This is a genomic window from Spirillospora sp. CA-128828 (genome assembly GCF_050945415.1).
GTDB lineage: Bacteria > Actinomycetota > Actinomycetes > Streptosporangiales > Streptosporangiaceae > Spirillospora.
This window is the reverse complement of record NZ_CP191986.1, coordinates 2301205-2323273: the sequence shown is the minus strand read 5'-3', so window position 1 is coordinate 2323273 and position 22069 is coordinate 2301205. Positions and strand designations below refer to the sequence as shown.

Genomic DNA, 22069 nt, shown 5'->3' with positions numbered 1-22069 from the left:
GGCCGCACGAGGAGTGATGCAACCGGGCGAAGCGTTTCCCCTGTGTTTCCGCTTCCGGGCGGGCTGCCCCTTACGGAAACGAAACACCGAGCCCGGCACCATCGGCGATCGGAGGAGGCTTCATGAGAGTGCTGGTGGTGGAGGACGAACGGCTGCTCGCCGACGCGATCGCCGAGTGGCTGCGGGACGACGCGCACGCGGTCGACCTCGCCTACGACGGGGCCGCGGCCCTGGAGCGCGTCTGCGTCAACGACTACGACGTGGTCGTCCTGGACCGCGATCTGCCGCTCGTCCACGGCGACGAGGTGTGCCGGGAGATCGTGCGGGACGGGACGACGGCGCGGGTCCTGATGCTCACCGCCGCGGCGGAGGTCACCGACCGCGTCGACGGTCTCGGCCTCGGCGCCGACGACTACCTCACCAAGCCGTTCGCGTTCCCCGAGCTGGCCGCCCGCGTCCTCGCGCTCGGCCGCCGGTCCCGTCCCGCCGCGCCGCCCACCCTGCACCGCGCGGGCATCACGCTCGACCCGGCGCGCCGCGAGGTCTTCCGGGACGGGCGGTACGTGCCCCTCGCGAAGAAGGAGTTCGCCGTCCTCACCGAGCTGCTCCGCGCCGACGGCGCCGTCGTGTCCGCCGAGCAGCTCCTGGAGAAGGCGTGGGACGAGCACGCCGACCCGTTCACCGGGGCCGTCCGCCTCACCGTCCTCAAGCTGCGCCGCAAGCTCGCCGACCCGCCCGTCGTCGAGACCGTCAAGGGAGCGGGGTACCGGATTCCATGAGGCTGTCGCTCCGCGCGAGGCTGACCTTCACCTACGCCGGCGTGTTCCTCGTCGCCGGCCTGGTCCTCCTCGGCGTCACCTACGCCCTGTTCAACCAGCAGCTCTCCCGTACGGGCACCACCAAGGTCCTCGCGACCCGGCTGAACCCCGGGCCCGCGTCCACCGGCGCCCCGCAGAACGTCCAGGCCGCCCCGAAGGACGCCCAGTCCGCCGCGGAGGCCCGGCTGCTGGCGGACTCCGAGCACTGGATGAAGAAGCAGCGCGAGGAGCTGCACGACGCCGCCGTCACGTCCCTCGTCACCCAGGGCTCCATCGCGCTGCTGGTCGTCGGCGGCGCCGCCGCGGGCTTCGGCTGGCTCATCGCCGGCCGGGTCCTGACCCCGCTGCACCGCGTCACCGAGACGGCCCGCCGCATCGCCGGCTCCCCCGCCGCGGACCGCGGCCTGCACGAGCGCATCGCCCTCCGCGGGCCCCGCGACGAGGTCAAGGAGCTCGCCGACACCTTCGACTCGATGGTCGAGCGCCTCGACCGCTCCTTCGACGGGCAGCGCCGCTTCGTCGCCAACGCCTCCCACGAGCTCCGCACCCCGCTCACCCTGGGCCGTGCCCTGGTCGAGGTCGCGATGCACCGCGAGTCGGCGTCCCCGGACGTCCGGCAGCTCGGCGAGACCCTCCTGCAGATCAACTCGCGCCACGAGCGCCTCATCACCGGCCTGCTGCTGCTGGCCCGCTCGGAGAACGAGATCACCGCGCGGGCCCCCGTCGATCTCGCGGACGTCGTCGGGCACGTCGCGTCCCAGACCGCCGCCGAGGCCAAGGACGCCGGCGTCACCGTCAGGACGGCCACCGCCGAGGCCATGACGATGGGCGACGCCCTCCTCCTCGAACGCGTGGTGCAGAACCTCCTGGAGAACGGCGTGCGCCACAACACCGAATCCGGCTGGGTCAGCCTGTCCTGCCGCACCGAGGACGACCACGCCGTCCTGGAGGTGGCCAACTCGGGCCCGGCCGTCCCGCCCTACGAGATCCCGGCCCTGTTCGAACCCTTCCGGCGGCTGGACAACGACCGCATCGTCACCGCCAAGGGCGCGGGACTGGGCCTCTCGATCGTCCAGTCCATCGTCCGCGCCCACGACGGCACCGTGACCGCCGAACCCCGCAAGACCGGCGGCCTCCACATCACCGTCACCCTCCCCGCGGCCCATGCGGGGAGGGCGGACACCGGGGAGCTCAGCAGGTCCCGAGCATCGTGGTGAGGGCGCTCTTCTCGGCGCTGTCGACGGTGAGGTCGTAGTACCACTTCACCTGGATCCAGGCGCGGGCGTAGACGCAGCGGAAGGAGCTCACGGACGGCTGCCACTCGGCGGGGTCCTTGTCGCTCTTCGCCTGGTTGACGTTGTCGGTGACGGCCCACAGCTCGGGCCCGCCGAGGTCGTTGGCGTAGGTGCGGCGGCGGTCCGTGGTCCAGGCCCAGGCGCCGGACGCCCATGCCTCGGCGAGCGGCACCATGTGGTCGATGTCCAGATCGGACGCGGCCGTCCAGGTGGCGCCGTCGTAGGGCGAGTACCAGGAGCCGGACGTCGCGGCGCAGGACGAGTCGGTGACGACGTTGGTCCCGTCCCGCTTCAGGACGGTCTCGCGCGTGTTGCACGACCCGGAGATCGTGATCCAGTGCGGGAACAGGTCGCGGTCGTAGGTGCTCTGGTGCGATTCGGCGGCGACCGTGAGCGTGGAGAGCCGGGACGTGGCCGTGGCGGCGGACGGGATGTTGGGCGGGGTGGCGGACGCCGGCGTCTCCAGGACGCCGATCAGTGCCGCGCCCAGGAGGGCCGGAAGCGAGAACAGGAGCAGACGTCGCATCGGGGGGAGCCCTTCTGCGGCCGTTCCCGGCCAGGGCCGGGGGCGCCCTGCGGGGGCGGGAACGGTGGCACTGCGACAGTGTCATTTACGGCAAATGCCAATAAATGTCACAATTCCCCAGCCGTGGCCCGGGCATTGGTCGGAAGCTGCCGTACGCCCCCACGGCCCTTTTCCTGACCTGCGGCGACCCTCACTCGGGCGGGAACAGCGCGGCCACGAAGGCGTTCCGGAACTTCCCCGCCGGATCGATTTTGCTCGCCAGCCGAGCAAAATCGCCGGCCCGCTCGTAGCGGGCGATGATCTCCGCGGCGGGCATGGTTGTGATCTTGCCCCAGTGCGGCCGGGCGCCCAGCGGCACGAGCCTCTTCTCCAGCTCCGCGACCACGGGCAGCACCCCGCCGGGGTCGTCGCGCCACGTGAAATGGAGGGTCACCGTGTCCCGGCCGTACGCCGGGCTCAGCCATAGATCGTCGCCGCGGACGGTGCGGATCTCGGAGATGTGCAGAACCGGCGCGACCCGCCCGGCGATCGCGCGGACCGCGGCGAGGGCCGCCGGCGCCGCGTCCCGGGGCAGGAACCATTCGGACTGGAGCTCGTCGCCCGCACTCGGGGTCATCTGCGGGCGGAAATGGGGAAGGCGCTCGTGCCACGGGCCGGGAATTCCCAGCTGGACGGTGCAGAACGCCGGCGCCATGCCCGGCACCGGATGCTCCGGCCCGGGGGCCTCACGCCCACCGGCCCAGGCCGGCTCGGGACGGCCGGTGCGGCGCTTGAGCCACACCCTGGCCTCGCCGCTGCGCCAGTCGGTGAACGCGCTGACGCTGTAGGCGGCGCCGAAGACCTCGTCGAACCGCGCCGCCAGATCGTCGAGCGGCACCTCCAGCCGGACGCTCTGCTCCACCTCGAACGCGGGCTCGACGTCCAGCGTCAGCCGGGTCACGACCCCGAGCGCGCCGAGCGAGACGACCGCGCCCGGAAAGGCGTCGTCGGTGCCGCGGCGGAGCTCGAAGAGGTCGCCGTCCGGGCCGGCGAGCTCCAGCGCGGTCACGGCCGCGGCCAGGGAGCGGAGGCCGTCGCCGGACCCGTGCGTGCCGGTGGCACACGACCCGGCGACGGAGATGTGCGGCAACGACGCCATGTTCGCCAGCGCGAGCCCGTTCCGGTGCAGCTCGGCGGCGACGTCCGCGTAGCGCATCCCGGCCCCGACGGTCACCCTCGAACGCGCCGTGTCGATCTCGACCATGGGCGGCAGCCCGTCGAGGAGGACGAGATCCCCCGTGGTGGCGGCGACGCGGCTGAACGAGTGCCCGCTCCCCAGCGCCCGCACCCGCCCGCTTCGCGCGACGACACGGCGCAGTTCGTCCACGGACTCCGGCCGATACGTCCGCGCGGCCCCGTACACGACGTTCCCCGCCCAGTTGGCAAGGCGCTCATGCGTCATCGGCTCCGCCTCCCGGCCGGCCCGGCCGGGCGACACGCCACGGCCTCACGGTGATCCACACCGGCACCGTACGTCCCCGCTCGGCCCGTGTGTGCATTTGTCCGCAGTGCTAGCAGATCGTCCCAGGTTACGGTGAGCTCAGGTCGATCTAACCGCGGAGGGCCCGGCATGACGACCTATCTCGGCGGGGCGAGAGCCGGAGGCGACCTGGTCTCGGGCGACAAGCACGTTCACATGGCCGCGGCGCCCGACGTGGAGGAACCGCCTCGGCAGCTTCCCCTCGACGTTCCCGGATTCGCCGGGCGGCACGCGGTCCTCGCCCAGCTCAACGCCCTCGTGCGAACGGCCGGCCCGGCCCCGGTGATCATCGCGCTCACCGGCATGCCCGGCATCGGCAAGACGGCGCTGGCGGTGCACTGGGCGCACCTGGTCTCCGACCACTTCCCCGACGGGCAGCTCTTCATCGATCTGCGCGGCCACTCCAGACGGGGCGCGCTCCCACCGCGCGAGGCGCTCGGCCAGGCGCTGCGGACGCTGCGGGTGCCGTCCAGCCGGCTGCCGGTCGACGAGGACGAACTCGCCGCGCTCTACCGCTCGCGGCTGGCCGACAAGCACGTGCTGATCGTCTTGGACGACGCCGCGAACGCGCAGCAGGTCCACCCGCTGCTGCCCGGCACGTCGTCCTGCGTCGTCGTGGTGACCGCCCGGCGGAAACTCACCGCCCTCGTGGCGAGAAGCGGCGCCCGGGCGACGGCACTGGACCTTCTGTCGGAAGAGGAGGCGTTCGAACTGGTCGGCGAGGTCGCCGGGCACAAGCGGACCCTGGAGGAGCCGGACGCCACCGCGGAACTCGTCCAGATGTGCGCACGGCTTCCGCTGGCACTCCGCGTGGCCGCCGCGAACCTCGCCACCCGCCCCCAGCAGTCGGTGGCCGACACCGTGCACGCCCTGGCCGAAGGCGACCGGCTGTCGAAGCTGGCCCTGGGCGAGGACCCGGGCGAGGCCGTCGGCGCCGCCTTCGACCTGTCCTACCGAAGCCTTGCCCGGGAGTTGCAGCGCGCCTTCCGGCTCCTCGGGCTGGTGGAGGGGCCGAACGTCGCGCCGCAGGCGGTGGGGGCGCTGCTGGGCACCACACCGGAGGCCGCCCAGCGTCTGCTCGACCGGCTGGAGACCGCCGGGCTCGTCCAGGAGATCGAGCGCGGCCGCTACCACCTTCACGACCTCCTTCGCGAGTACGCGCACAGCAGGGCGTTCAAGGAGGACTCCTCCCTCGTCCGGACGGCGGCGATACAGCGGCTCGCGATGTGCTACCTCACCACCGCCCAGCAGGCCGGGCGGTTCCTCGACAGGTACCGCCGGACGATCCGCCAGGAGCTGACCGCGCCGCCGGTGGACCCGGACCCTGCCGAACGGGCCCGCCACCTCGAATGGTTCGCCGCCGAACAGCAGAACCTGACCGAGCTCGTCCGGCAGGTCGCCCGCCTCGAATGGAACCAGCTGACCTGGGAACTGGCCGACGCCGTCTACGACTTCTTCGAGCTGCGCCGGTACTGCCACGAGAACCTGGAGGTCCACCGTCTCGGCCTGGAGGCCGCCCAACGGGGAGCCAACCCGCTCGCCCGCTTCTTCATGCATCACCACATCGCGGTCATCTATCGAGAGCTCGGCCAGACCCAGGAGGCGCTCCTGGAGGCCGCGTCATCGCTGCGGCTCACCATCGAGACCGAGGACCGCTACGGCGAGTCGGCCGTTCTGGACAACATGGCGCGGACGCACCTCCAGCTCAGCGACTACAGGATGGCCCTGGAACTCGGCAGGCAGGCACTGGACATCCGCCGGGAGATCAGCGACCGGCATGCCGAGGCGACCACGCTCGACACCCTGGCCCGGGGCTACCAGGGTCTCAGCGAGTACGACGAGGCCTACGGGTGCGCCACGGAGGCCCTGGAGATCCGTAAGGAGATCGGGGACCTGCGGGGCGAGGCCGAGACGCTCGACAACCTGGCCAGGATCTACTACGGACCGGGCCGGACCAGCGAGTCGCTCGCGTCCGCCGAACGCGCCCTCAAGATCCGCAGAGAGATCGGGGACCGGCACGGCGAGGCCAATGTCCTGAACGCCCTCGGGCTCATCGAACTCAACACCGGCCGGCTCGACGGGGCGCGTCGCGCGGCGAAGCGTTCGCTCCGGCTCTGCTACATGATCGGTGACAGGCGCGGCAGCGCCGGGTCCCTCGACCTGCTCAGCAAGGTGTACCTCCAGATGGGCCTGGCCGAGAAGGCGCTGCGGACGGCCGATCGCGGCCTGAGCCTGGAGGACGATGTCGGGCACCGCTTCGGGAAGGTCGTCACGCTGCGCAACCTGGGCGAGATCCTCCTGCGCCTGGACCGGCCGGCCGAGGCGATGATCCAGGCCCGGCGCGCGAGGGACCTCGCCGCGCAGATCGGCGTCCGGCACGAGGAGATCAAGGCGCTCAGCCTGCTGGCCCGGATCTGCGACGCGGTCGACGCGCCGGACGAGGCCGCGGCCGCCCGCACCGAGGCCAAGACGATCACCCACGAGGTTGAGAAGCTTCTTGGGAACTCTTAGCCGCGGGGATATTTGGGTTCTGCACAATCAATGGGGCCGGTGTGGTGAAATTGCCGTCCGGGCCTAAGCGAGGCACGGACGCAATCACCTGGGACGTGCCTTGCTCGATCCGAATGACCGTTTTCTCACTTGTCGTGGGATTCTCAGATGGCATTACGGCCACCAGAACCCCGAGTTCGACGGTCCTCCGCGCCGGCACTACAGCCTGCACTATACGTATCGGAATGGCGACCGGATGTATGTGGCATCAAAGGTGCGCAAGGAGCGTGGGCGGGTTCCATTCCACCGCCAGTTCGCCATCCTGCGCGCACTGGGAGACGGCGACCCGCAATCAGTGGTGCGGCCACCGGTCCGCCCTCGCCGGGGTGGCCGTGACTGGGTGACGGGGCTGGGCAATCGCTGGTTCGTCCGCTCCTATACCGAACACGATCAAAGCCCCGACTGGCTTTCGTCATCACTGGTCAGGGACACCGCCCGGAAGCTGGCGATCGTCCATCGGACATCGAGCACCATGGATGCCGCCGTCCTGCGCACTCCCGCGCACAACCTGCGGGTTTACGACTGGCCGCTCTTGGACGTCCTCGGGCAGAGCGACGCCGTGGTCAGCGATATGCGGACACGAGACCGCATTCCCAGACACATCGACATGGTCAGTGCCGGGCTCGACCGGCTGCGGGCCGAGCGGCGGAGCCTGGATCTCGGACCCGAGGGGCTCACGCACCACGATCTGCGGACCGAGAACATCCTGGTGCGGGACGGTGGGGTCGTGGAGATCGTCGATTGGGACCGGGCGCACTGGGACGTCCAGTGGTATGACGTGACCTTGGCGGCCCTTCATCTGGCCAACGGGTGGCCGGACGCTCCGCGCTGGGATCTGACGGACGTTTTCCTTGACGCCTATCGGTCCGAGTCCGGCACCGGGCTCTCGGCGGACGCACTGGCATGGCTGTTCCGCTTCACGGCCATCCGGAATCTCGCCGTTTCGCGTTCGCCGGACAAGTGGGCCCGGCTTTTGCCCGGAGTCGAGGAACGGTGGGGGGACGGCGGCCTAGCGTTCGTGAATGATTTTGTCGCCGAGGACCAGGTCGCCCCGGACCTGAACGTCGCCGCTGAAGATGGTGGCGCCGTTGGGGCCGTCACCGTCGGGTGAGCGCGGCGCGGGGGCGGCGGGACGGTCGCCTGCGCCGGCCAGGTACATCCAGGCGTCGGTGGTGGTCTCCTTGACCGTTACCGAGACGCGTTCGAAGGCTCGCGGATCGATCGGGCCGTGCAGGTGCGCGACGAAGGCGTCGTAGACGAACGGTGAGACGATGAAGCCCAGGTCGGCGCCCGAGGCGGCGAGCGCCGTCTTCAGGACGGGGGCCTCCAGCAGGCGGGCCGTCTGGATGATGACCTGGCCGCCCAGGCCCTCGGCGTCCGGGATGACCGGGCCGACGTGCAGGGCGACGCGGAGCTGGACGCGGACGGCGTGGCTCGCGCGGTAGTTGTGCCCGCGGAGCGCCGCGGCCAGGTGGCCGGCGAGCGGGTCGACGAGGGACGCGGTGGGGACGGCGGGCGAGACGACGACCAGCGCTCCGTCGCCGCGGTCCTCGCGGTAGAGGTCCGCGGACGCGACGCCCGAGGCGTCCAGCGCGGACAGCAGGACACCGTAGGTGACGTCGCGGACGACCCTGCGGTCGTCGTCATCGCGGGAGGGGTCGCCGAACCCGGCGACGTCGCAGAAGAGGACGGAGCAGTTCAGCCCCGACCAGGTCGCGAGGGCGCCCGCGGGGGCGCGGTCGAGCGGTGCGTCCACGGTACGAGTGAACGCCTCAACGGGCCCGCCGTCCATGTCATGGGACACACATGGGGAGTACGGAACGCCCGGCTAGTGGGACACGCCGCGGGCGCCGTGACGGCGGAGTTCGCGCGGGCTGACGCCGAAGCGCTGCCGGAACGCGTGGCTGAGCGCGCTGGCGGAGGAGAACCCGGTGGCGTGCGCGAGGTCGGTGATGGTGACGTGCCGGTCGAGCGGGTTGCGCAGCCGGTCCCGGACGAGCCGCAGCCGCTCCTCGCGGATCAGCTCGCGCGGCGTGGTCCCGGCCCGCTGCAGCGCGAGCTGCACCTGGCGCAGCGACCAGCCGAGGTCCTGCGCCATCGCGGCGCCGGTGAGGCCGGGGTCGGTGGCGTGCTCGCGGACGTAGCGGCGCACGACCGCCTCCACCTCGGCGAGATGGCCGGGCGCGGGCGGATGCTCGCCGCCGCCGAGGAGCAGGCACAGCAGCTCGGTGATCCGGTCGCAGGCGGCGTCGAACTGCGGCTCGGTGAGCGCCCCGCGTTCCTCGCCGACGGCCCGCACCATGTCGGCGACGACGCGGCCGAGGCCAGTGGACAGGTCGAGCCCGGTCACCGGGAGGGACGGGGCGCTCAGCCGGCCGTCCATCTCGTGCGCGGGGATCGTCATGACGAGCGCGCGGGCGGGCCGCGGCTGGACGACCCGGAACGGGGCCGCCGGTGCGATGAGACCGCCCGTCCCCGGCCGGAGCCGGGCCTCCCGGCCGTCCTGGAGCATCAGCATCTCGCCGTGCAGCGGCAGCAGGAACCGGTAGCCGCGGTCGCGGCGCGCCTGCCCCGCGGTGCGGACGTACTCGGCCTTGTCCGCCAGGTAGAGGACGAGCCGGTAGGCGGCGCCCTGCCAGGCCGGCCCGCCGAGCACGTCGTCCACCGCAGGCCTCCGTCCGCGGCCGGGCAGGCCCGGCGTGAAGATCGCTCTCGCGTGAGAGTAGTACGATCGCCGTCGCCGAATCAGCCGAATACCCCGGAAAGTAGTGCGATTCAGACGGTGGGTGATCTTCCAATGCGCTCGGCGGCAAGTTCTCTGCGCGCGGGCACAAGCACCGCACCGGACACCCGTCCTACGGTGCCGAAACTGCGGCGTATCCGCGCCGTCCGAAACCCCCCACCAGCCACGAGACGGGCCGCCGGGTGTCGTGGAAACCGGCCGGTCCACCTCACCCGAATCCCTGCAGGGAGGATCTGATGGAGCAATTCCTCCTGGCGGCGGCGTTCGTCGTCGTGGCGGCCGCCGGCATCGCGGCCGCCGTCCAGCTGGTACGGCAGCGGCAGGAGACGGCCGGGCTCCGCGCGCAGAACGCCGTCCTGGCCCGCGGTCTCGACCTGCGCGAAAGGGAGCTGCGGCACCTGGCGGACGTCCGGCTGCCCGAGCTCATGGAGTCCCTGCACAACCCCGGCGTGCGCGTCGCCGGCCCGCTGCACGACCTGGACCGCGAGGCGCCCGCCTACGGTCAGGCGCTGCGGACCGTGATGGAGCTGTTCGCCGGCTCGGCCGCGCGGGTCCGTGAGCGGGCCGACCTGTCCGCCAAGTCGACGCTGCGGGCGATGATGCGCGCCGTGCAGAGCCTCGCCAACGAGCAGCAGCTCGCCATCTCGCACATGCAGGAGCGCCACGACGACCCGGACGTCCTGGAGGGCCTGCTCCGCATCGACCACATGAACGCCCAGCTCGGGCGGCGCGCCCAGGCCACCGCGGTGCTGTGCGGGTCGTGGCCGGGCCAGCAGCGCTCGGCGTCCTCGATGAGCGACGTGGTGCGCGGCGCGACCGGCCGCATCCGCGACTATCTGCGCGTCAACCTGCAGGGACCGCTGAACACCGCGGTGACCAGCCGGGCCGTGGAGCCGATCGTGCTGACCCTCGCCGAGCTGCTGGACAACGCGGCCCGGCACTCGCGTCCCGACACCACCGTCGAGGTCAACTTCCAGGCCACGCACAACGGCGTCGCCATCATGATCGACGACGCGGGCGTCGCGATGGACGTCGAGGAGATGCAGCGCGCGTCCGAGCTGCTGTCCGGCGACGCCTCGGTCGACATCCACCGGCTCGGCGACCCGCCCCGCGTCGGGTTCGCGGTCGCGGGCGTCCTCGCCGCCCGGTACGGGTTCCGGGTGTCGGTCGACACCCGCTCCCCCTACGGCGGCGTCCGCGCCGTCGTGTTCGTGCCGACCGCGCTGCTCGCCGCCGTCCCGGACCAGCGCAGGGCCGAACCGTCCGCCGCGCCCCGCCCGGCGGAGGAGCAGTCCGCGTCCACCGGGGCCGAGGCCCCCTCCACCCCGGGCGGCCTGCCCAAGCGGAGTCGTGTCGCGGTCGCCGAACGTCCCGCCGGGACGGCCGGCGAGGACGCCGGCACCGGCACGCGGGACACCGGGGAGCATCCGGCGGCCAGGCCGGCCCGTGACACCGCCGCCGGCCTCGGCGCCTGGCAGCGCGGAACCCGGTCCGGCCGCGCCGCCGCATCGCCCGACGACGACGGCCCGGGCATCGAGAGCAAGGATCTGCGGCCATGAACGAGGGATGGAACGGCGCGATGGACCACGGTACGAACCGGCTCGGCTGGATGCTGGACGACGCGCTGCGGATGCCGGAGACCCGCTACGCGATCCTGCTGTCGGCCGACGGCCTGCTCATGGCGCACTCCGAACGGATCAGCCGGGACGAGGCGGAACGGCAGGCCGCGGGCATGGCGGGCCTGCAGTCGCTCGCCCGCAGCACCGCCGAGTTCTGCGGGGACGCCGACACGACCTGGCGGCAGACGGTGAACGAGTTCGACGACGGGTACGTGTTCCTCGTCGCCGCCGGGCCCGGCGCGTACCTGGCGGTGTCGGCGACACAGCACGTGGACATGGAGACCGTGTCGTTCCGGCTCCAGGAACTCGTGCAACGGCTGGGCAAGGAGATGACCAGCCCGCCGCGTCCCGGGGCGGGCCGTCCCGCATGACTCCGCGCCGGAATGAGCGGTCCCTCGTCCGCCCGCACGTCGTCACCGGCGGGCGCGCGCACCCGACCCGCAACGTGTTCGACCTCGTCACCCTCGTGATCGCCACCGGCGACCTGCCGCGCACCGGCCTGTCCCCCGAGAAGCTCCGCATCGTCGAGCTGTGCCGCGGCGGCGCGCTGTCGGTCGTCGAGATCTCCGGGCATCTGAGCCTGCCCGTCGGGGTCACCAAGGTGCTGCTCTCCGATCTCGTCGACAGCGGGCACCTCACCACCCGGGCCGCCGCGCCCGCCGCCCAGCAGTCGAAGGTCCGGCTCCTTCAGGAGGTGCTCGATGGACTCCGCGCTCGCCTCTGACTCGCGCTATCTGCGGGAGAGCGTCCGGACGGCCGTCAAGATCCTCATCGTGGGGCACTTCGCCGTCGGCAAGACCACCTACGTCGGGACGCTGTCGGAGATCCGCCCGCTGCGCACCGAGGAGCGAATGACGCAGGCCGGCGCGTCCGTGGACGACCTCGCCGGCCTCAGGGACAAGACGACCACCACCGTCGCGATGGACTTCGGCCGCCTCACCCTCAGCGACGACCTCGTCCTGTACCTGTTCGGCGCGCCGGGGCAGCAGCGCTTCACCCGGCTGTGGGACGACCTGGCGCGCGGCGCCCTCGGCGCGCTGATCCTGGTGGACACCACCCGGCTCAAGGAGTCGTTCGCCGTCATGGACATCGTGGAGAAGCAGGGCCTCCCGTACGCGGTGGCCGTCAACCACTTCGACGGCTCGCCGGTGTTCCCGGACGCGGAGATCCGCGAGGCCCTCGACCTCGCCCCGGCGACACCGCTCGTCACCTGCGACGCCCGCGACCGCAGATCGTCCACCAAGGCGCTGATCTCGCTCGTCGACCACCTGCTCACCCTGGACGAGGGAGAGACGCCATGACCACCGGCCACGTGCGCACCGAACCCGAGCGGATCGCGCTGTACGGCCAGGAGTTCGCCAGGGACCCGCAGCGCGCCTACGCCCGGATGCGCGCCTACGGCGACCTCGCGCCCGTCGAACTGTCGCCGGGCGTCCCGGCCACGCTCGTCCTCGGCTACGACGCCGCGCTGGAGATCCTGCGCGACCCCGGCACGTTCCCGCGCACCAGCGAGGTGTGGGAGGCGGCGGTCGGCCCCGAGTGCCCGGTGCTGCCGATGATGATGGCGCGGCCCAACGCCCTGTTCACCAACGGCGCCGTCCACGCCCGGCTGCGGTCGGTGATCGTCGACAGCCTGGACCGGGTCGACCCGGTGTCGCTGCGCGAGTACGTCCAGCGCAACGCCGACACCCTCATCGACCGGTTCGCCGGCGACGGCAAGGCCGACCTCATCGGCCAGTACTCCCGGACGCTGCCGCTGCTGGTCTTCAACGAGATGTTCGGCTGCCCGCACGACATCGGCGACAAGCTCGTCCGGGGCATGAGCGCCATCTTCGACACCGTCTCCGCCGAAGAGGGCAACGCGCTGCTCGGGGAGGCCACCGGCGAACTGGTGGCGTACAAGCGCCGGAAGCCGGGCGCGGACGTGACGTCCTGGATGATGAGCCACCCCGCCGGGCTCGACGACCTGGAGATGGTCCACCAGCTCATCCTGCTGGTCGGCGCCGGCACCGAGCCGGAGCAGAACCTCATCGCCAACGGCATCCGGCTCCTGCTGTCGGACGAGCGGTTCGGCGGCGACCTGTCCAGCGGCAGCCTGCCCGTCGACGACGCCCTCGACGAGATCCTGTGGACCGACCCGCCGATGGCCAACTACGGGACGACCTTCCCCCGGCAGGACATCGACTTCCACGGGTACCACCTGCCCGCCCACCAGCCCGTGCTGGTCAGCTACGCGGCGGCGAACACCGACCCGTCCCGGGCGACGGCCGACCGCAAGGGCAACCGGGCCCACCTGTCCTATGCGGGCGGGCCGCACACCTGCCCGGCCAAGGGCCACTCCCGGCTCATCGCGTCCGTGGCGATCGAGCAGCTCCTCGACCGGCTGCCCGACGTGGAACTGGCCGTCCCCGCGGACCGGCTGGAATGGCGGCCCGGCCCGTTCCACCGCGCGCTGACCGCGCTTCCGGTCACGTTCCCGCCCGTGTGGGACCGTCCGTAGCCGCACCCTCCGACGCGGCGCGGAGCGCTCCGACGACGGCGGTGAGCTGGGTGATCAGGCCGGCCACGCTGGTCTGGTCGACGCCGTTGACGGTGACGGTGCGCAGCTCGTCCGGCTTGGGCAGGGCCGCCATGATCTGCGGCAGCGCGGAGATGAGCCGCGTCTGGACGGCCGCCGGCGTCCGCTCGTTCTCCAGCGCGGCGCGGGCGCCGTCCCGCTCCAGGTCGAGGAGCGCCTGCTCGTGCCGGGACCGGGCGCGCAGGTCGGCGACGGCCAGCTCGCCCTCCGTCCGGAGCCGCGCCAGCTCGTGGTCGCGCTCGATCCGCAGCCGTCCCGTCTCGGCCTCCTCCTCGTGCCGCTCCCGCTCCATCCGCAGCGCGTGCCGCGTCGTCTCCGTCTGCAGCTCGGCGACCTCACGGGCGTCGTCGTGCTCGCGCCGCGTACGGCGCGCCTTCTCCGTCGCCTCGGTGTCGAACAGCTGCGACTCGTTGCGGGCGCGCAGCTCGGCCAGCTCCCGCTCGTGCTCCAGCCGCTGCGTCTCCTTGATCCGGGCGGCGGCCATCTCGCGCTGCGCGACCGCCTCCTCGGCCTGCAGCTCGGCCAGCCGCGCGATCTGCCCCTGCTCGGCCCGGTACGGCTTCTGCAGGTTCTCCCAGAGCCGGGACGAGCTGACCACCGCCTCCTTGATCTGCACGGTGACGATGCGCAGGCCGAGGCCCTGGTCGCTGTTGTCCTCGCCCTCGGCCACCGCGCGCAGCCGGGCGGTCAGCTCCTCGATGATCGGCTGCTTGTCGCTGAGGACGTCCCGGACCCCCATCGTGGAGACCTTGTCCTTGATCGCCGCCTCCGCCTGCTCGCGGAGCTGCAGGTTGACCAGCCGCATCGGGTCGTCGGCGTCACCGAAGTCGAGCTTGCGGTAGGCGACGCCGAAGTCCTGGATGATCCACTGCACGTAGCCCTGGACGAGCACGCCCTGCAGCTCGCGGCAGATGCAGTACGCGTTGATCAGGATCGTTTGCGTCGCGCCCGGCACCACGAGGAACGAGTCGGTGGACGGGTTGAACCGGAACGAGACCCCGAGCCCGACGTGCAGCGGCTCGGGCCGCCCCCGCCGGGTGTGCACGACGAACGCGTTCGGCGGGACGAGCACGTTCTTCCACCGCCAGAACCCGCTGATCCGCACGTCCACCGGGCCGGGCGCCGGACGGTCGCCCGCCCCGCCGCCGAGCGCCCGGTCGCGTTTGGCCAGCGGGCCCGGCGGCGGCGGAACCGCGCCGGGCGCGGCGGGCGGCGCCGGCTGGGAGCGCCGGGCCCTCAGGTCGTCCTCCAGAACCGCCTGCTGCGCGACGACCTTCTCCAGATATGTGTTTCCCTGGTCGGGGGCGCTCATCTCGCTCCTCGGGATCGGCTTGGCCGATACATTAATGAACCCCTCGGGCCGGTGTGCGCGTATTTCCGGCCGTGACGACACATGAGGCGACACGGGCCTGCGAGGCGGCACCGGAACCCCGGACCGACAAGCCGATGCTCGTCATCGGCGCCGCGGCGATCGCGCTGGTCGTCCTCGCGCTCGTCGTGCGGCTGGGCGGCGCGTTCAGCGAATCCGCGACGCCGGGGCTGTCCCAGTCGGGGGCGCTGGCCAAGGTCGGCCTCTCGGTCGCGAAGCTCGGCGGCGACGTCGCCGCCGTCCTCACCGCGGGGTGGCTGCTGGTCGCCGCCGTGTTCGTCCCCGGGTCCTCCGAGGCCGGCCGGCGCTGCCTGAGTGCCGCGTCCCTGACGGCGATGGCCTGGGCCGTGTGCACCCTCGCGCTGATCGTGTTCAGCGTCCTGGACCTGTTCGGGACCGGCCTCACGGGCGTCACCGGCGACATGATGCGGACGTTCCTCATCGAGCTGCCGCAGGGCCGGGCGCTGCTCCTCGTCCTCGCCGTCGCGGTCGTCCTGTCGGTCGCGGCGAGCACGCCCCGCGCCGGCGGCGGCGCCGGCTACCTGCTCGCCGGGGCGCTCGCCGGGATGCTGCCGCCGCTGTTCACCGGGCACGCCGCGAGCGGCGCGAACCACGCGCTCGCCGTCTACAGCCTCGTCGCCCACGTCGCGGGAGTCGCGCTGTGGATCGGCGGGCTCGTCGCCCTGGTCACCGTCGCGCCGTACGTCCGCGACCGGCTCCCCGAGGTCGTCGGGCGCTACAGCGGGCTGGCGCTCGTGTCGTTCGCCGTCGTCGGGGTCAGCGGCGCCGTGAACGCCTGGGTGCGGCTCGGCGGCGTCCACCTCGGCTCGCGGTACGGGATGCTGGTGGTCGCGAAGGGCGTCGCGCTCGCCGTTCTCGGCGGGCTGGGGTGGTGGCACCGTCGCGCCACGATCCCCGCGCTGCGGGACGGCAGGGGCGCGCGGCCGTTCCTGCGCCTCGGGACCGTCGAGATCCTGGTCATGACGGCGACGATGGCGCTCGCCACCGGGCTGTCCCGCACGCCCCCGCCGGAAAATCTCCCCGACACGACCAACCCGGTCACGCTGCGCCTCGGGTTCCCGCTGCCCGGTCCCGCCGGGCTCGGCCCCTACCTGACGGACTGGTGGATCGACCCGCTGTTCTTCGTGCTGATCCTGGCCGGCGCCGGCCTGTACGGGGCGGGCGTCGCTCGGGTGGGCGACTGGCCGTGGCGGCGGATCGCCTCCTGGGACGCCGGGCTCCTTGTTGTGCTGCTCGCCACGTGCGGCGGGCTCTCCCGGTACAGCATGGTGCTGTTCAGCGCCCATGCCCTGCAGCACGTTCTCGTCGGTCTGGTGGCGCCCGCGCTGCTGCTCTACGGGGCACCGGTCCAGCTGGCGCTCAAGGCGACGCGGGGCGAGAGCCGGCGGCTGGTCGCGGCCGCCGCCGGATGCCGGGGGGTGCGCGTGCTCGGCCACCCGGTCGTCTCGTCGCTGCTGCTCCTGCTCAGCCTCTACGCGTGGTACCCGTCGCCGCTGTTCGGGCCGTCCCTCGGCAACCACGCGCTGCACTCGCTCGCGATGGTCGCCTTCCTGGTCGTCGGCCTGGCGTACTTCCACGGGACGACCGGCACGCTGATGCCGTTCGCCGTCCTGCCGCTCCACGTCATCGCCGGGACGGCGCTGATGCGGGACGGGACCGTCTTCGGCCACTGGTACGAGTACCTGGGCCGCCGCTGGGGCGCGTCACCGCTGGACGACCAGCACCACGGCGTCCTGCTTCTCTGGACGGCCACCGCCGCCGTCACGATCGCCGTCGCGGTGGCCTACGAGCTCTACTGGCGGGGACGCCGGTCCACCACGCGGCTGAGCGCCTCCACCACGGTCGGGTCGTACTCGGCGGCCGAGTCCAGCCGCAGCCTCTCCAGCACAGCCGCGCCCCGGTCCCGGTCGGCCGAGTCGCCGACCAGGTCGTCGTAGGCGTTGGCGACCTTGATGATGCGGCCGGCGAGCGGCGGCGGGATCGGGCGCTCCCCCGAGTCGCCGGACGGCTCGCGTCCCGCCCGGTAGGGGTGCGACGACAGCTGGACGATGTGCGCGACCCTGTCCAGCACACCCGTCTGTTTGATCACCTCGGCGCCCAGCTCGGCGATGCGGCGCTGCTCGGCCGGGGACGCCAGCACGGTCGCGCCGCCCGGGATCGGGTCGCCGAGGGACAGCTGCCCGATGTCGTGCATGAGCGCCGCGTACTCCAGTTCGAGCAGTTCCTCCTCCGACATCCCGAGCTCGCGCCCCATCTGCACCGCGAGCATCGACACCCGGCGCGAGTGGCCCGTCTCCACATAGCCGCCGACCTCGGTGACCCGGGACAGCGCCCGGACGGTCTGCAGGTACGTCGCGCGGATCCCGGCGTACCGGCGGAACGCGAACTGCGTCACCAGGATCGGCACCGTGAAGATCAGCAGCGCGGCCTTGCCCATCGCCGTCGTGGCGACCGCGATCAGCATGGCGGTCGCGCTGGTCGCGGCGCACAGCGCGATCTTCGCGTCGATCTCGTCGCGCAGCGCGATGCCGAACCGCGCCCGCACGGCCTCCGCCCGGATCATCGCGGCGATCAGCACGTCGGTGAAGCAGGACGCGGCCACCACCAGGCCCATCAGCGCCAGCAGCAGCTGCCAGGCGAGGCCGAGGGACAGCAGGGGCCGGAAGCACAGCGCGACGACCGCGACGGTGAACAGCCGGCGCGCCATCGCGTCCGGCCGCGGCGACCGGCCGACCGCGATGTGCGGCAGCGAGCCGACCAGCATTCCGACCGCGGTGACCGCGACGACCTGCAGCGCCGAGTGCTCGGCGGCGACGACGCCGAGCGGCGCGTCCGGGGGCGCGCCCTCCGGGCCGACGCCGACCAGCAGCGCGTACCCCATCGCGCCGGCGCCGGCGATCGGCGCGACCTCCCGGTTGCCCGGCATCACCATGCGGAACAGCTCGCCCAGCGCGACCAGCACGCCGAAGATGATCGCGATGTCGGGCTGCGCCAGCCCGACCGCGGCGACCTCGGCGATCGCGACGATGACGAACAGCCCGGCGGTGGCGATCAGCAGCAGCTGGCCGGAGTCGATGGTCTGCCACGCGGCCCGCTCGCGGCCGCGGATCTGACTGCTCATGGACGTCCCGTCACTGGCGCACTTCGTCGCCGCCGGCGACCCGCAGGGGGGTGCTCGGGTCGTCGTGGTCCTGCTGGGTGGTCTCGACGACGTCGTCGTCCGGCAGGACGACCGGCCGCGGCGGCTCCCAGCCGTCCCGCTCCAGCGCCCGCAGGAACGCCTCCACCATCGCCGGGTCGAAGTGGTCGCCCATCCCGCGGCGCAGCTCCTCGACGGCCTCCTCCTTGGTGCGCGCGGCCCGGTAGGAGCGGTTGGAGGTCATCGAGTCGAACGCGTCGGCGACGGAGATGACCCGGGCGAACTCGGGGATCTCGTCCCCGGCGAGGCCCATCGGGTAGCCGCGGCCGTTCATCTTCTCGTGGTGGTGCATGATGCCGGCGAGCGCCTCGTCCAGGAACCCGATCTCCCGGACGATCTCCAGCCCGCGCATCGGGTGCAGCTGGATCGCGGCGAACTCCTCCTCGGTGAGCGAGCCCGACTTCTGCAGCACCTTGGTGGGGACGCCGAGCTTGCCGACGTCGTGCAGCATCCCCGCGTACCGGATCGCCTCGACCCGGTCCGCGCGCATCCCGATCTCCTGCGCGATCATCACCGAGCCGCGGGACACGCGCTCGGAGTGGCCGCGGGTATAGAAGTCCTTGGTCTCGACCGCCTGGCACAGCGCGGCGAGGGTGGCGGCGTGCGCCTGCTGCTGCGCGTACGCCTGGTCCATCGCCCAGCGGGCGATGAACAGCGGGAGCAGGACGAGGACGGCGGCGAACGGCCCGACCCGCGGCCACAGCCCGGCGATCAGCAGCCCGACCATGCCGTAGCCGAGGCAGCCGACGGCGAGCTGGCCGCTCTCGTGCAGCAGCTCGCGGGGCGCGGCCTGCCGGCTGAGCAGCAGGACCCCGGCCATCAGGGTCAGGTTGACGAGGACGAAGGTGACCAGGGCGCCGAGGAACGGCCCGATGACGTTCTCCACCCAGCGGGCCTGCTCGGGATGGAACCGGTCACCACCGAGGAGGTCGAACACCGTCCCGGCGACGAAGCCGCTGAGCGCGAACTGCGCGCCGTTGAAGACCCTCTTGACCGGGGCGAAGAACCGCTGCCCGGTGACCAGGGCGCACAGGCCGAGCAGCGCGGCGCCGACCGGGCCGAGCAGCACCACCGAGGCCAGGCTCGCGGCGAAGCTCAGCGACACCCTGGCCCGGGTGATGTTCAGCCGTGCGGGCGCCGAGTCGCAGATCAGGAAGAGCAGGGCCAGGACGGCCAGCTTCGTCCAGTCGAGATCCGCGAAGGACGACGTCGCGATGAGGCCCGCCGCAAGGGCGACCACACCACAGACGTACGCCCAGGCAGCGAGAGGTAGTCCACGCATTTGCCGCCCCTCGGGGAGTGACGAATGGCGGGCCGCCGCCGGGCTCACACGTGCCTGCCGGCACCTAGACCCAGGACACGCCCTTGGTCATCATCAGCGACGACGCCGGGGCGCCCGGGCGTCCGCCGCGTTCCTCCGGCATCACGCGCTTGAGCATGGCTCCTTGCCTCCCCCCAGCCGAACCGGGCCGTCCGGCCTCACGGCCGGCCACCGGGACCGGTGCGGTCCAGGTTTCCCGGGCGAGCACATACCCCGAATTCACCGGAGTGCACGCGCTCCCGTCGCTGATTTCGGCACAAGCCTAACGCGAACTGCCCAGGTCACACAGGCGTGCGGGAAAACGTGAGCAAAGCGTGAGTCATTCGTCACCTTAAGTGATCAATTGTCGCGGCCGAATACTCGCGCCGCACCCGCACAATCTGTCTGCACAACCAGAATGCACGTGCATCCGCGAATGCACCCTCATAAACCCAGGAAGGAGCCCCAAAACGGCATCTTGCGGGATTAGGACAAGGGGGCCATTCAGCCGTGCGCGGCGTCCCGCTCCCGCGCCCAGGCGACCGTCTCGGCGAGCCCCTCGGGCAGGCCGACCCCCGGACGCCAGCCGAGCGCCTCCCGCGTCTCCCGCGGGTCGACGGACATCGCGGGCAGGTCGCCCAGCCGGGGCGGCGCGAACTCCGGATCGTCCGGCGCGCCCGCCGCCTCGGCGACGAGCGAGTGCAGGTCACGGTCGCTCGTCTGCACGCCGGTGCCCACGTTGAAGCGCCGCCCGCCGCCCACGTCCCCCGCCGCGCGGGCGAACGCGTCCACGACGTCCAGGACGTAGACGTAGTCGCGGGTCTGGGTGCCGTCGCCGAACACCTTGGTCGGACGGCCGGACAGCAGCGCGTCCGTGAAGATCGAGATGACGCCCGCCTCGCCCTCGGGCGTCTGCCGCGGCCCGTAGACGTTCGCCAGCGTCAGCGTCGTGAAGTCGATGCCGTGCAGCTGCCGGTACATCCCGGCGTAGACCTCGCCGGACACCTTTGACGCCGCGTACGGGGAGGCGGGCCGCAGCTCGGCGTCCGGGGGGACGGGCAGCGCGTCCGGCACCCCGTACACCGCGCAACTGGAGGTGAACACGACCTTGCGCCCGCCGGCCGCCCGCGAGGCCTCCAGGACGTTGGCCGTCCCGACCACGTTGGTGCGGGCGTCGCCCAGCGGATCGGCCACGCTGAGCCGGACGCTGACCTGGGCTGCGAGGTGGCAGATCACCTCGGGGCGCCGGACCGCCGCCTTCTCCACGAGGGCCGGGTCGGTGACGTCCATCTCCCACAGCTCGAGGCCGGGGCGGACGTTGGCGCCGGACGACATGTCGTCGACGCCGATGACCTCGTGGCCGTCCGAGAGGAGCCTGTCGACGAGATGGGAACCGATGAATCCGGCCGCGCCGGTGACGAGTGCGAGCACACCGGCAAGATACCGGCGGTCAGGCGTTCTCGGTCTTGCCGGCGCTTCCGGACGACTGGATGTCGCCGCAGATCTCCTCGATGCGGCCGAGCACCTTGGCGCGCAGGTCGGTCGGCGCCTGCTCGCAGCCGCAGGACTTGTTCACGAGTTTCTTGACGGCCTCTTCGAGCCCGTACTCGCGAAGGCAGGGGCCGCACTCGTCGAGGTGCTGGCGTACCTCGCCGCAGCCGCCCTGGTCGAGCTCACCGTCGAGATAGGTGTAGACCCGGGCGAGGACCTCGTCGCACGGCGTCTCGTGGTGGTTGCCGCAGCTCATGCTGACCCCCTGCTCGCACGGGTGAGCCCGCGCTCTTCAGCGTAGTCCTCCAGCATGCCGCGCAACTGGCGCCGGCCCCGGTGCAGACGGGACATCACCGTGCCGATGGGCGTGCCCATGATCTCGGCGATCTCCTTGTACGCGAAGCCCTCGACGTCGGCGAGGTAGACGGCGATGCGGAACTCCTCCGGCAGGTCCTGCAGCGCCCGCTTCACGTCGGAGTCGGGCAGGTGCTCCAGCGCCTCGGCCTCCGCGGACTTCAGCCCGCTGGAGGTGTGCGACTCGGCGCGCGCGATCTGCCAGTCCTCGATGTCCTCGGTGGCGGCCTGCTGCGGCTGGCGCTGCTTCTTGCGGTAGGAGTTGATGAACGTGTTGGTGAGGATGCGGTAGAGCCACGCCTTGAGGTTGGTGCCTTCCTTGAACTGGTGGAAGGACGCGAACGCCTTGGCGAAGGTCTCCTGAACGAGGTCCTCGGCATCCGCCGGGTTGCGCGTCATGCGCAGCGCGGCCGAATAAAGCTGGTCCAAGAACGGGAGCACGTCGCGCTGGAAGCGCTCCTGGCGCTGCTCCACGGTCTCCGTGGTGCCCGGTACCTGACCCACCCCCTCGGCTGTGATGGCGCCCTTGCCCATGACCGGGCTGCCCTTGACAGGGCCGGCGGCGCCGTTTCCCACAGACGATATCGGTCCGCGCGGCCTGCTCACGCGGGCGGGTGCCCGCGCGTCGCCGCGGGGCGCCGCCGTACCCGCCCTCGACTGCTGATCGGCGACGGCTGTGGTCATCTG

General features: G+C 72.2%; 19 protein-coding genes and 1 pseudogene. 10 read left to right on the top strand and 10 right to left on the bottom strand.

Features of this window, described 5'->3' with window-relative positions:
- Positions 1–122 precede the first annotated feature (122 nt).
- Both ACQPXG_RS11635 and ACQPXG_RS11630 read left to right on the top strand, forming a co-directional pair.
- The gene (locus ACQPXG_RS11635; protein WP_433467660.1) at positions 123–779 is read left to right on the top strand and encodes a response regulator transcription factor; all 657 of its coding nucleotides are present in this window, start codon (positions 123–125) and stop codon (positions 777–779) included.
- A complete protein-coding gene (locus ACQPXG_RS11630) occupies positions 776–2035 on the top strand; it encodes a sensor histidine kinase (RefSeq protein ID WP_433467659.1) in 1260 nt (419 codons plus the stop codon). The genes ACQPXG_RS11635 and ACQPXG_RS11630 overlap by 4 nt, the downstream gene beginning before the upstream one ends.
- Here the strand turns inward: ACQPXG_RS11630 and ACQPXG_RS11625 are convergent.
- A complete protein-coding gene (locus tag ACQPXG_RS11625; protein WP_433467658.1) occupies positions 2010–2639 on the bottom strand; it encodes an HNH endonuclease family protein in 630 nt (209 codons plus the stop codon). The two genes, ACQPXG_RS11630 and ACQPXG_RS11625, sit on opposite strands and share 26 nt — an antisense overlap.
- Before the next feature lie 190 nt (positions 2640–2829).
- The gene (locus ACQPXG_RS11620) at positions 2830–4080 is read right to left on the bottom strand and encodes an FAD-binding protein (RefSeq protein WP_433467657.1); all 1251 of its coding nucleotides are present in this window, start codon (positions 4078–4080) and stop codon (positions 2830–2832) included.
- A 168-nt stretch (positions 4081–4248) separates the two neighbouring features.
- On the opposite strand from ACQPXG_RS11620, the gene ACQPXG_RS11615 reads away from it, so the two are divergent.
- Positions 4249–6669, top strand: a complete 2421-nt coding sequence (locus ACQPXG_RS11615; RefSeq protein WP_433467656.1) for a tetratricopeptide repeat protein — start codon at positions 4249–4251, stop codon at positions 6667–6669.
- A 100-nt stretch (positions 6670–6769) separates the two neighbouring features.
- Complete coding sequence (locus tag ACQPXG_RS11610) at positions 6770–7819, top strand: phosphotransferase (protein ID WP_433467655.1); 1050 nt, start codon at positions 6770–6772, stop codon at positions 7817–7819.
- On the opposite strand, the gene ACQPXG_RS11605 is transcribed toward ACQPXG_RS11610, so the two are convergent.
- Entirely contained in the window at positions 7718–8464 is a 747-nt protein-coding gene (locus ACQPXG_RS11605; protein ID WP_433467654.1) for a hypothetical protein, read from the bottom strand. The genes ACQPXG_RS11610 and ACQPXG_RS11605 overlap by 102 nt on opposite strands.
- Positions 8465–8536: 72 nt before the next feature.
- A complete protein-coding gene (locus ACQPXG_RS11600) occupies positions 8537–9373 on the bottom strand; it encodes a helix-turn-helix domain-containing protein (RefSeq protein ID WP_433467653.1) in 837 nt (278 codons plus the stop codon).
- Between the two features lie 314 nt (positions 9374–9687).
- Here ACQPXG_RS11600 and ACQPXG_RS11595 point away from each other — a divergent pair, with 314 nt between their 5' ends.
- The 5 genes from ACQPXG_RS11595 to ACQPXG_RS11575 are packed head-to-tail and all read left to right on the top strand — an operon-like array spanning position 9688 to position 13570.
- Positions 9688–11010 carry an ATP-binding protein gene (locus ACQPXG_RS11595; protein ID WP_433467652.1) on the top strand — a complete coding sequence of 441 codons (1323 nt, stop codon included), beginning with the start codon at positions 9688–9690 and terminating at the stop codon, positions 11008–11010.
- Positions 11007–11441, top strand: a complete 435-nt coding sequence (locus ACQPXG_RS11590; RefSeq protein ID WP_433467651.1) for a roadblock/LC7 domain-containing protein — start codon at positions 11007–11009, stop codon at positions 11439–11441. The genes ACQPXG_RS11595 and ACQPXG_RS11590 overlap by 4 nt, the downstream gene beginning before the upstream one ends.
- Entirely contained in the window at positions 11438–11794 is a 357-nt protein-coding gene (locus tag ACQPXG_RS11585) for a DUF742 domain-containing protein (protein WP_433467650.1), read from the top strand. Before ACQPXG_RS11590 ends, ACQPXG_RS11585 begins: the two co-directional genes overlap by 4 nt.
- Positions 11772–12371 carry a GTP-binding protein gene (locus ACQPXG_RS11580; protein WP_433467649.1) on the top strand — a complete coding sequence of 200 codons (600 nt, stop codon included), beginning with the start codon at positions 11772–11774 and terminating at the stop codon, positions 12369–12371. The genes ACQPXG_RS11585 and ACQPXG_RS11580 overlap by 23 nt, the downstream gene beginning before the upstream one ends.
- Positions 12368–13570, top strand: coding sequence for a cytochrome P450 (locus ACQPXG_RS11575; protein ID WP_433467648.1), 1203 nt, complete (start codon positions 12368–12370; stop codon positions 13568–13570). Before ACQPXG_RS11580 ends, ACQPXG_RS11575 begins: the two co-directional genes overlap by 4 nt.
- On the opposite strand, the gene ACQPXG_RS11570 is transcribed toward ACQPXG_RS11575, so the two are convergent.
- Positions 13539–14960 (bottom strand): SPFH domain-containing protein, encoded by a 1422-nt coding sequence (locus ACQPXG_RS11570; RefSeq protein ID WP_433467647.1) that lies wholly within the window; start codon positions 14958–14960, stop codon positions 13539–13541. The two genes, ACQPXG_RS11575 and ACQPXG_RS11570, sit on opposite strands and share 32 nt — an antisense overlap.
- 134 nt (positions 14961–15094) lie before the next feature.
- On the opposite strand from ACQPXG_RS11570, the pseudogene ACQPXG_RS11565 reads away from it, so the two are divergent.
- Positions 15095–16777, top strand: a pseudogene (locus ACQPXG_RS11565) (cytochrome c oxidase assembly protein); the annotation flags it as partial.
- Positions 16778–16830: 53 nt separating this feature from the next.
- On the opposite strand, the gene ACQPXG_RS11560 reads toward ACQPXG_RS11565, so the two are convergent.
- The 5 genes from ACQPXG_RS11560 to ACQPXG_RS11540 form a co-directional block, all read right to left on the bottom strand.
- A complete protein-coding gene (locus tag ACQPXG_RS11560; RefSeq protein WP_433467646.1) occupies positions 16831–18159 on the bottom strand; it encodes an HD-GYP domain-containing protein in 1329 nt (442 codons plus the stop codon).
- 10 nt (positions 18160–18169) lie between these two features.
- A complete protein-coding gene (locus ACQPXG_RS11555; protein WP_433467645.1) occupies positions 18170–19519 on the bottom strand; it encodes an HD-GYP domain-containing protein in 1350 nt (449 codons plus the stop codon).
- A 522-nt stretch (positions 19520–20041) separates the two neighbouring features.
- Positions 20042–20968, bottom strand: coding sequence for an NAD-dependent epimerase/dehydratase family protein (locus tag ACQPXG_RS11550; RefSeq protein WP_433467644.1), 927 nt, complete (start codon positions 20966–20968; stop codon positions 20042–20044).
- Positions 20969–20987: 19 nt separating this feature from the next.
- Positions 20988–21284, bottom strand: a complete 297-nt coding sequence (gene rsrA, locus ACQPXG_RS11545) for a mycothiol system anti-sigma-R factor (RefSeq protein ID WP_433467643.1) — start codon at positions 21282–21284, stop codon at positions 20988–20990.
- On the bottom strand, positions 21281–21916 hold the full coding sequence (locus ACQPXG_RS11540; protein WP_433469943.1) for a sigma-70 family RNA polymerase sigma factor: 636 nt from the start codon (positions 21914–21916) through the stop codon (positions 21281–21283). The genes rsrA and ACQPXG_RS11540 overlap by 4 nt, the downstream gene beginning before the upstream one ends.
- Positions 21917–22069 lie beyond the last annotated feature (153 nt).

Coding starts and splice junctions, on each gene's coding strand:
- rsrA (WP_433467643.1), bottom strand. CDS start 21,284: ATGAGCTGCGGCAACCACCACGAGACGCCGTGCGACGAGGTCCTCGCC.
- ACQPXG_RS11615 (WP_433467656.1), top strand. CDS start 4,249: ATGACGACCTATCTCGGCGGGGCGAGAGCCGGAGGCGACCTGGTCTCG.
- ACQPXG_RS11630 (WP_433467659.1), top strand. CDS start 776: ATGAGGCTGTCGCTCCGCGCGAGGCTGACCTTCACCTACGCCGGCGTG.
- ACQPXG_RS11590 (WP_433467651.1), top strand. CDS start 11,007: ATGAACGAGGGATGGAACGGCGCGATGGACCACGGTACGAACCGGCTC.
- ACQPXG_RS11555 (WP_433467645.1), bottom strand. CDS start 19,519: ATGCGTGGACTACCTCTCGCTGCCTGGGCGTACGTCTGTGGTGTGGTC.
- ACQPXG_RS11560 (WP_433467646.1), bottom strand. CDS start 18,159: ATGAGCAGTCAGATCCGCGGCCGCGAGCGGGCCGCGTGGCAGACCATC.
- ACQPXG_RS11625 (WP_433467658.1), bottom strand. CDS start 2,639: ATGCGACGTCTGCTCCTGTTCTCGCTTCCGGCCCTCCTGGGCGCGGCA.
- ACQPXG_RS11570 (WP_433467647.1), bottom strand. CDS start 14,960: ATGAGCGCCCCCGACCAGGGAAACACATATCTGGAGAAGGTCGTCGCG.
- ACQPXG_RS11585 (WP_433467650.1), top strand. CDS start 11,438: ATGACTCCGCGCCGGAATGAGCGGTCCCTCGTCCGCCCGCACGTCGTC.
- ACQPXG_RS11595 (WP_433467652.1), top strand. CDS start 9,688: ATGGAGCAATTCCTCCTGGCGGCGGCGTTCGTCGTCGTGGCGGCCGCC.
- ACQPXG_RS11575 (WP_433467648.1), top strand. CDS start 12,368: ATGACCACCGGCCACGTGCGCACCGAACCCGAGCGGATCGCGCTGTAC.
- ACQPXG_RS11540 (WP_433469943.1), bottom strand. CDS start 21,916: ATGGGCAAGGGCGCCATCACAGCCGAGGGGGTGGGTCAGGTACCGGGC.
- ACQPXG_RS11580 (WP_433467649.1), top strand. CDS start 11,772: ATGGACTCCGCGCTCGCCTCTGACTCGCGCTATCTGCGGGAGAGCGTC.
- ACQPXG_RS11620 (WP_433467657.1), bottom strand. CDS start 4,080: ATGACGCATGAGCGCCTTGCCAACTGGGCGGGGAACGTCGTGTACGGG.
- ACQPXG_RS11635 (WP_433467660.1), top strand. CDS start 123: ATGAGAGTGCTGGTGGTGGAGGACGAACGGCTGCTCGCCGACGCGATC.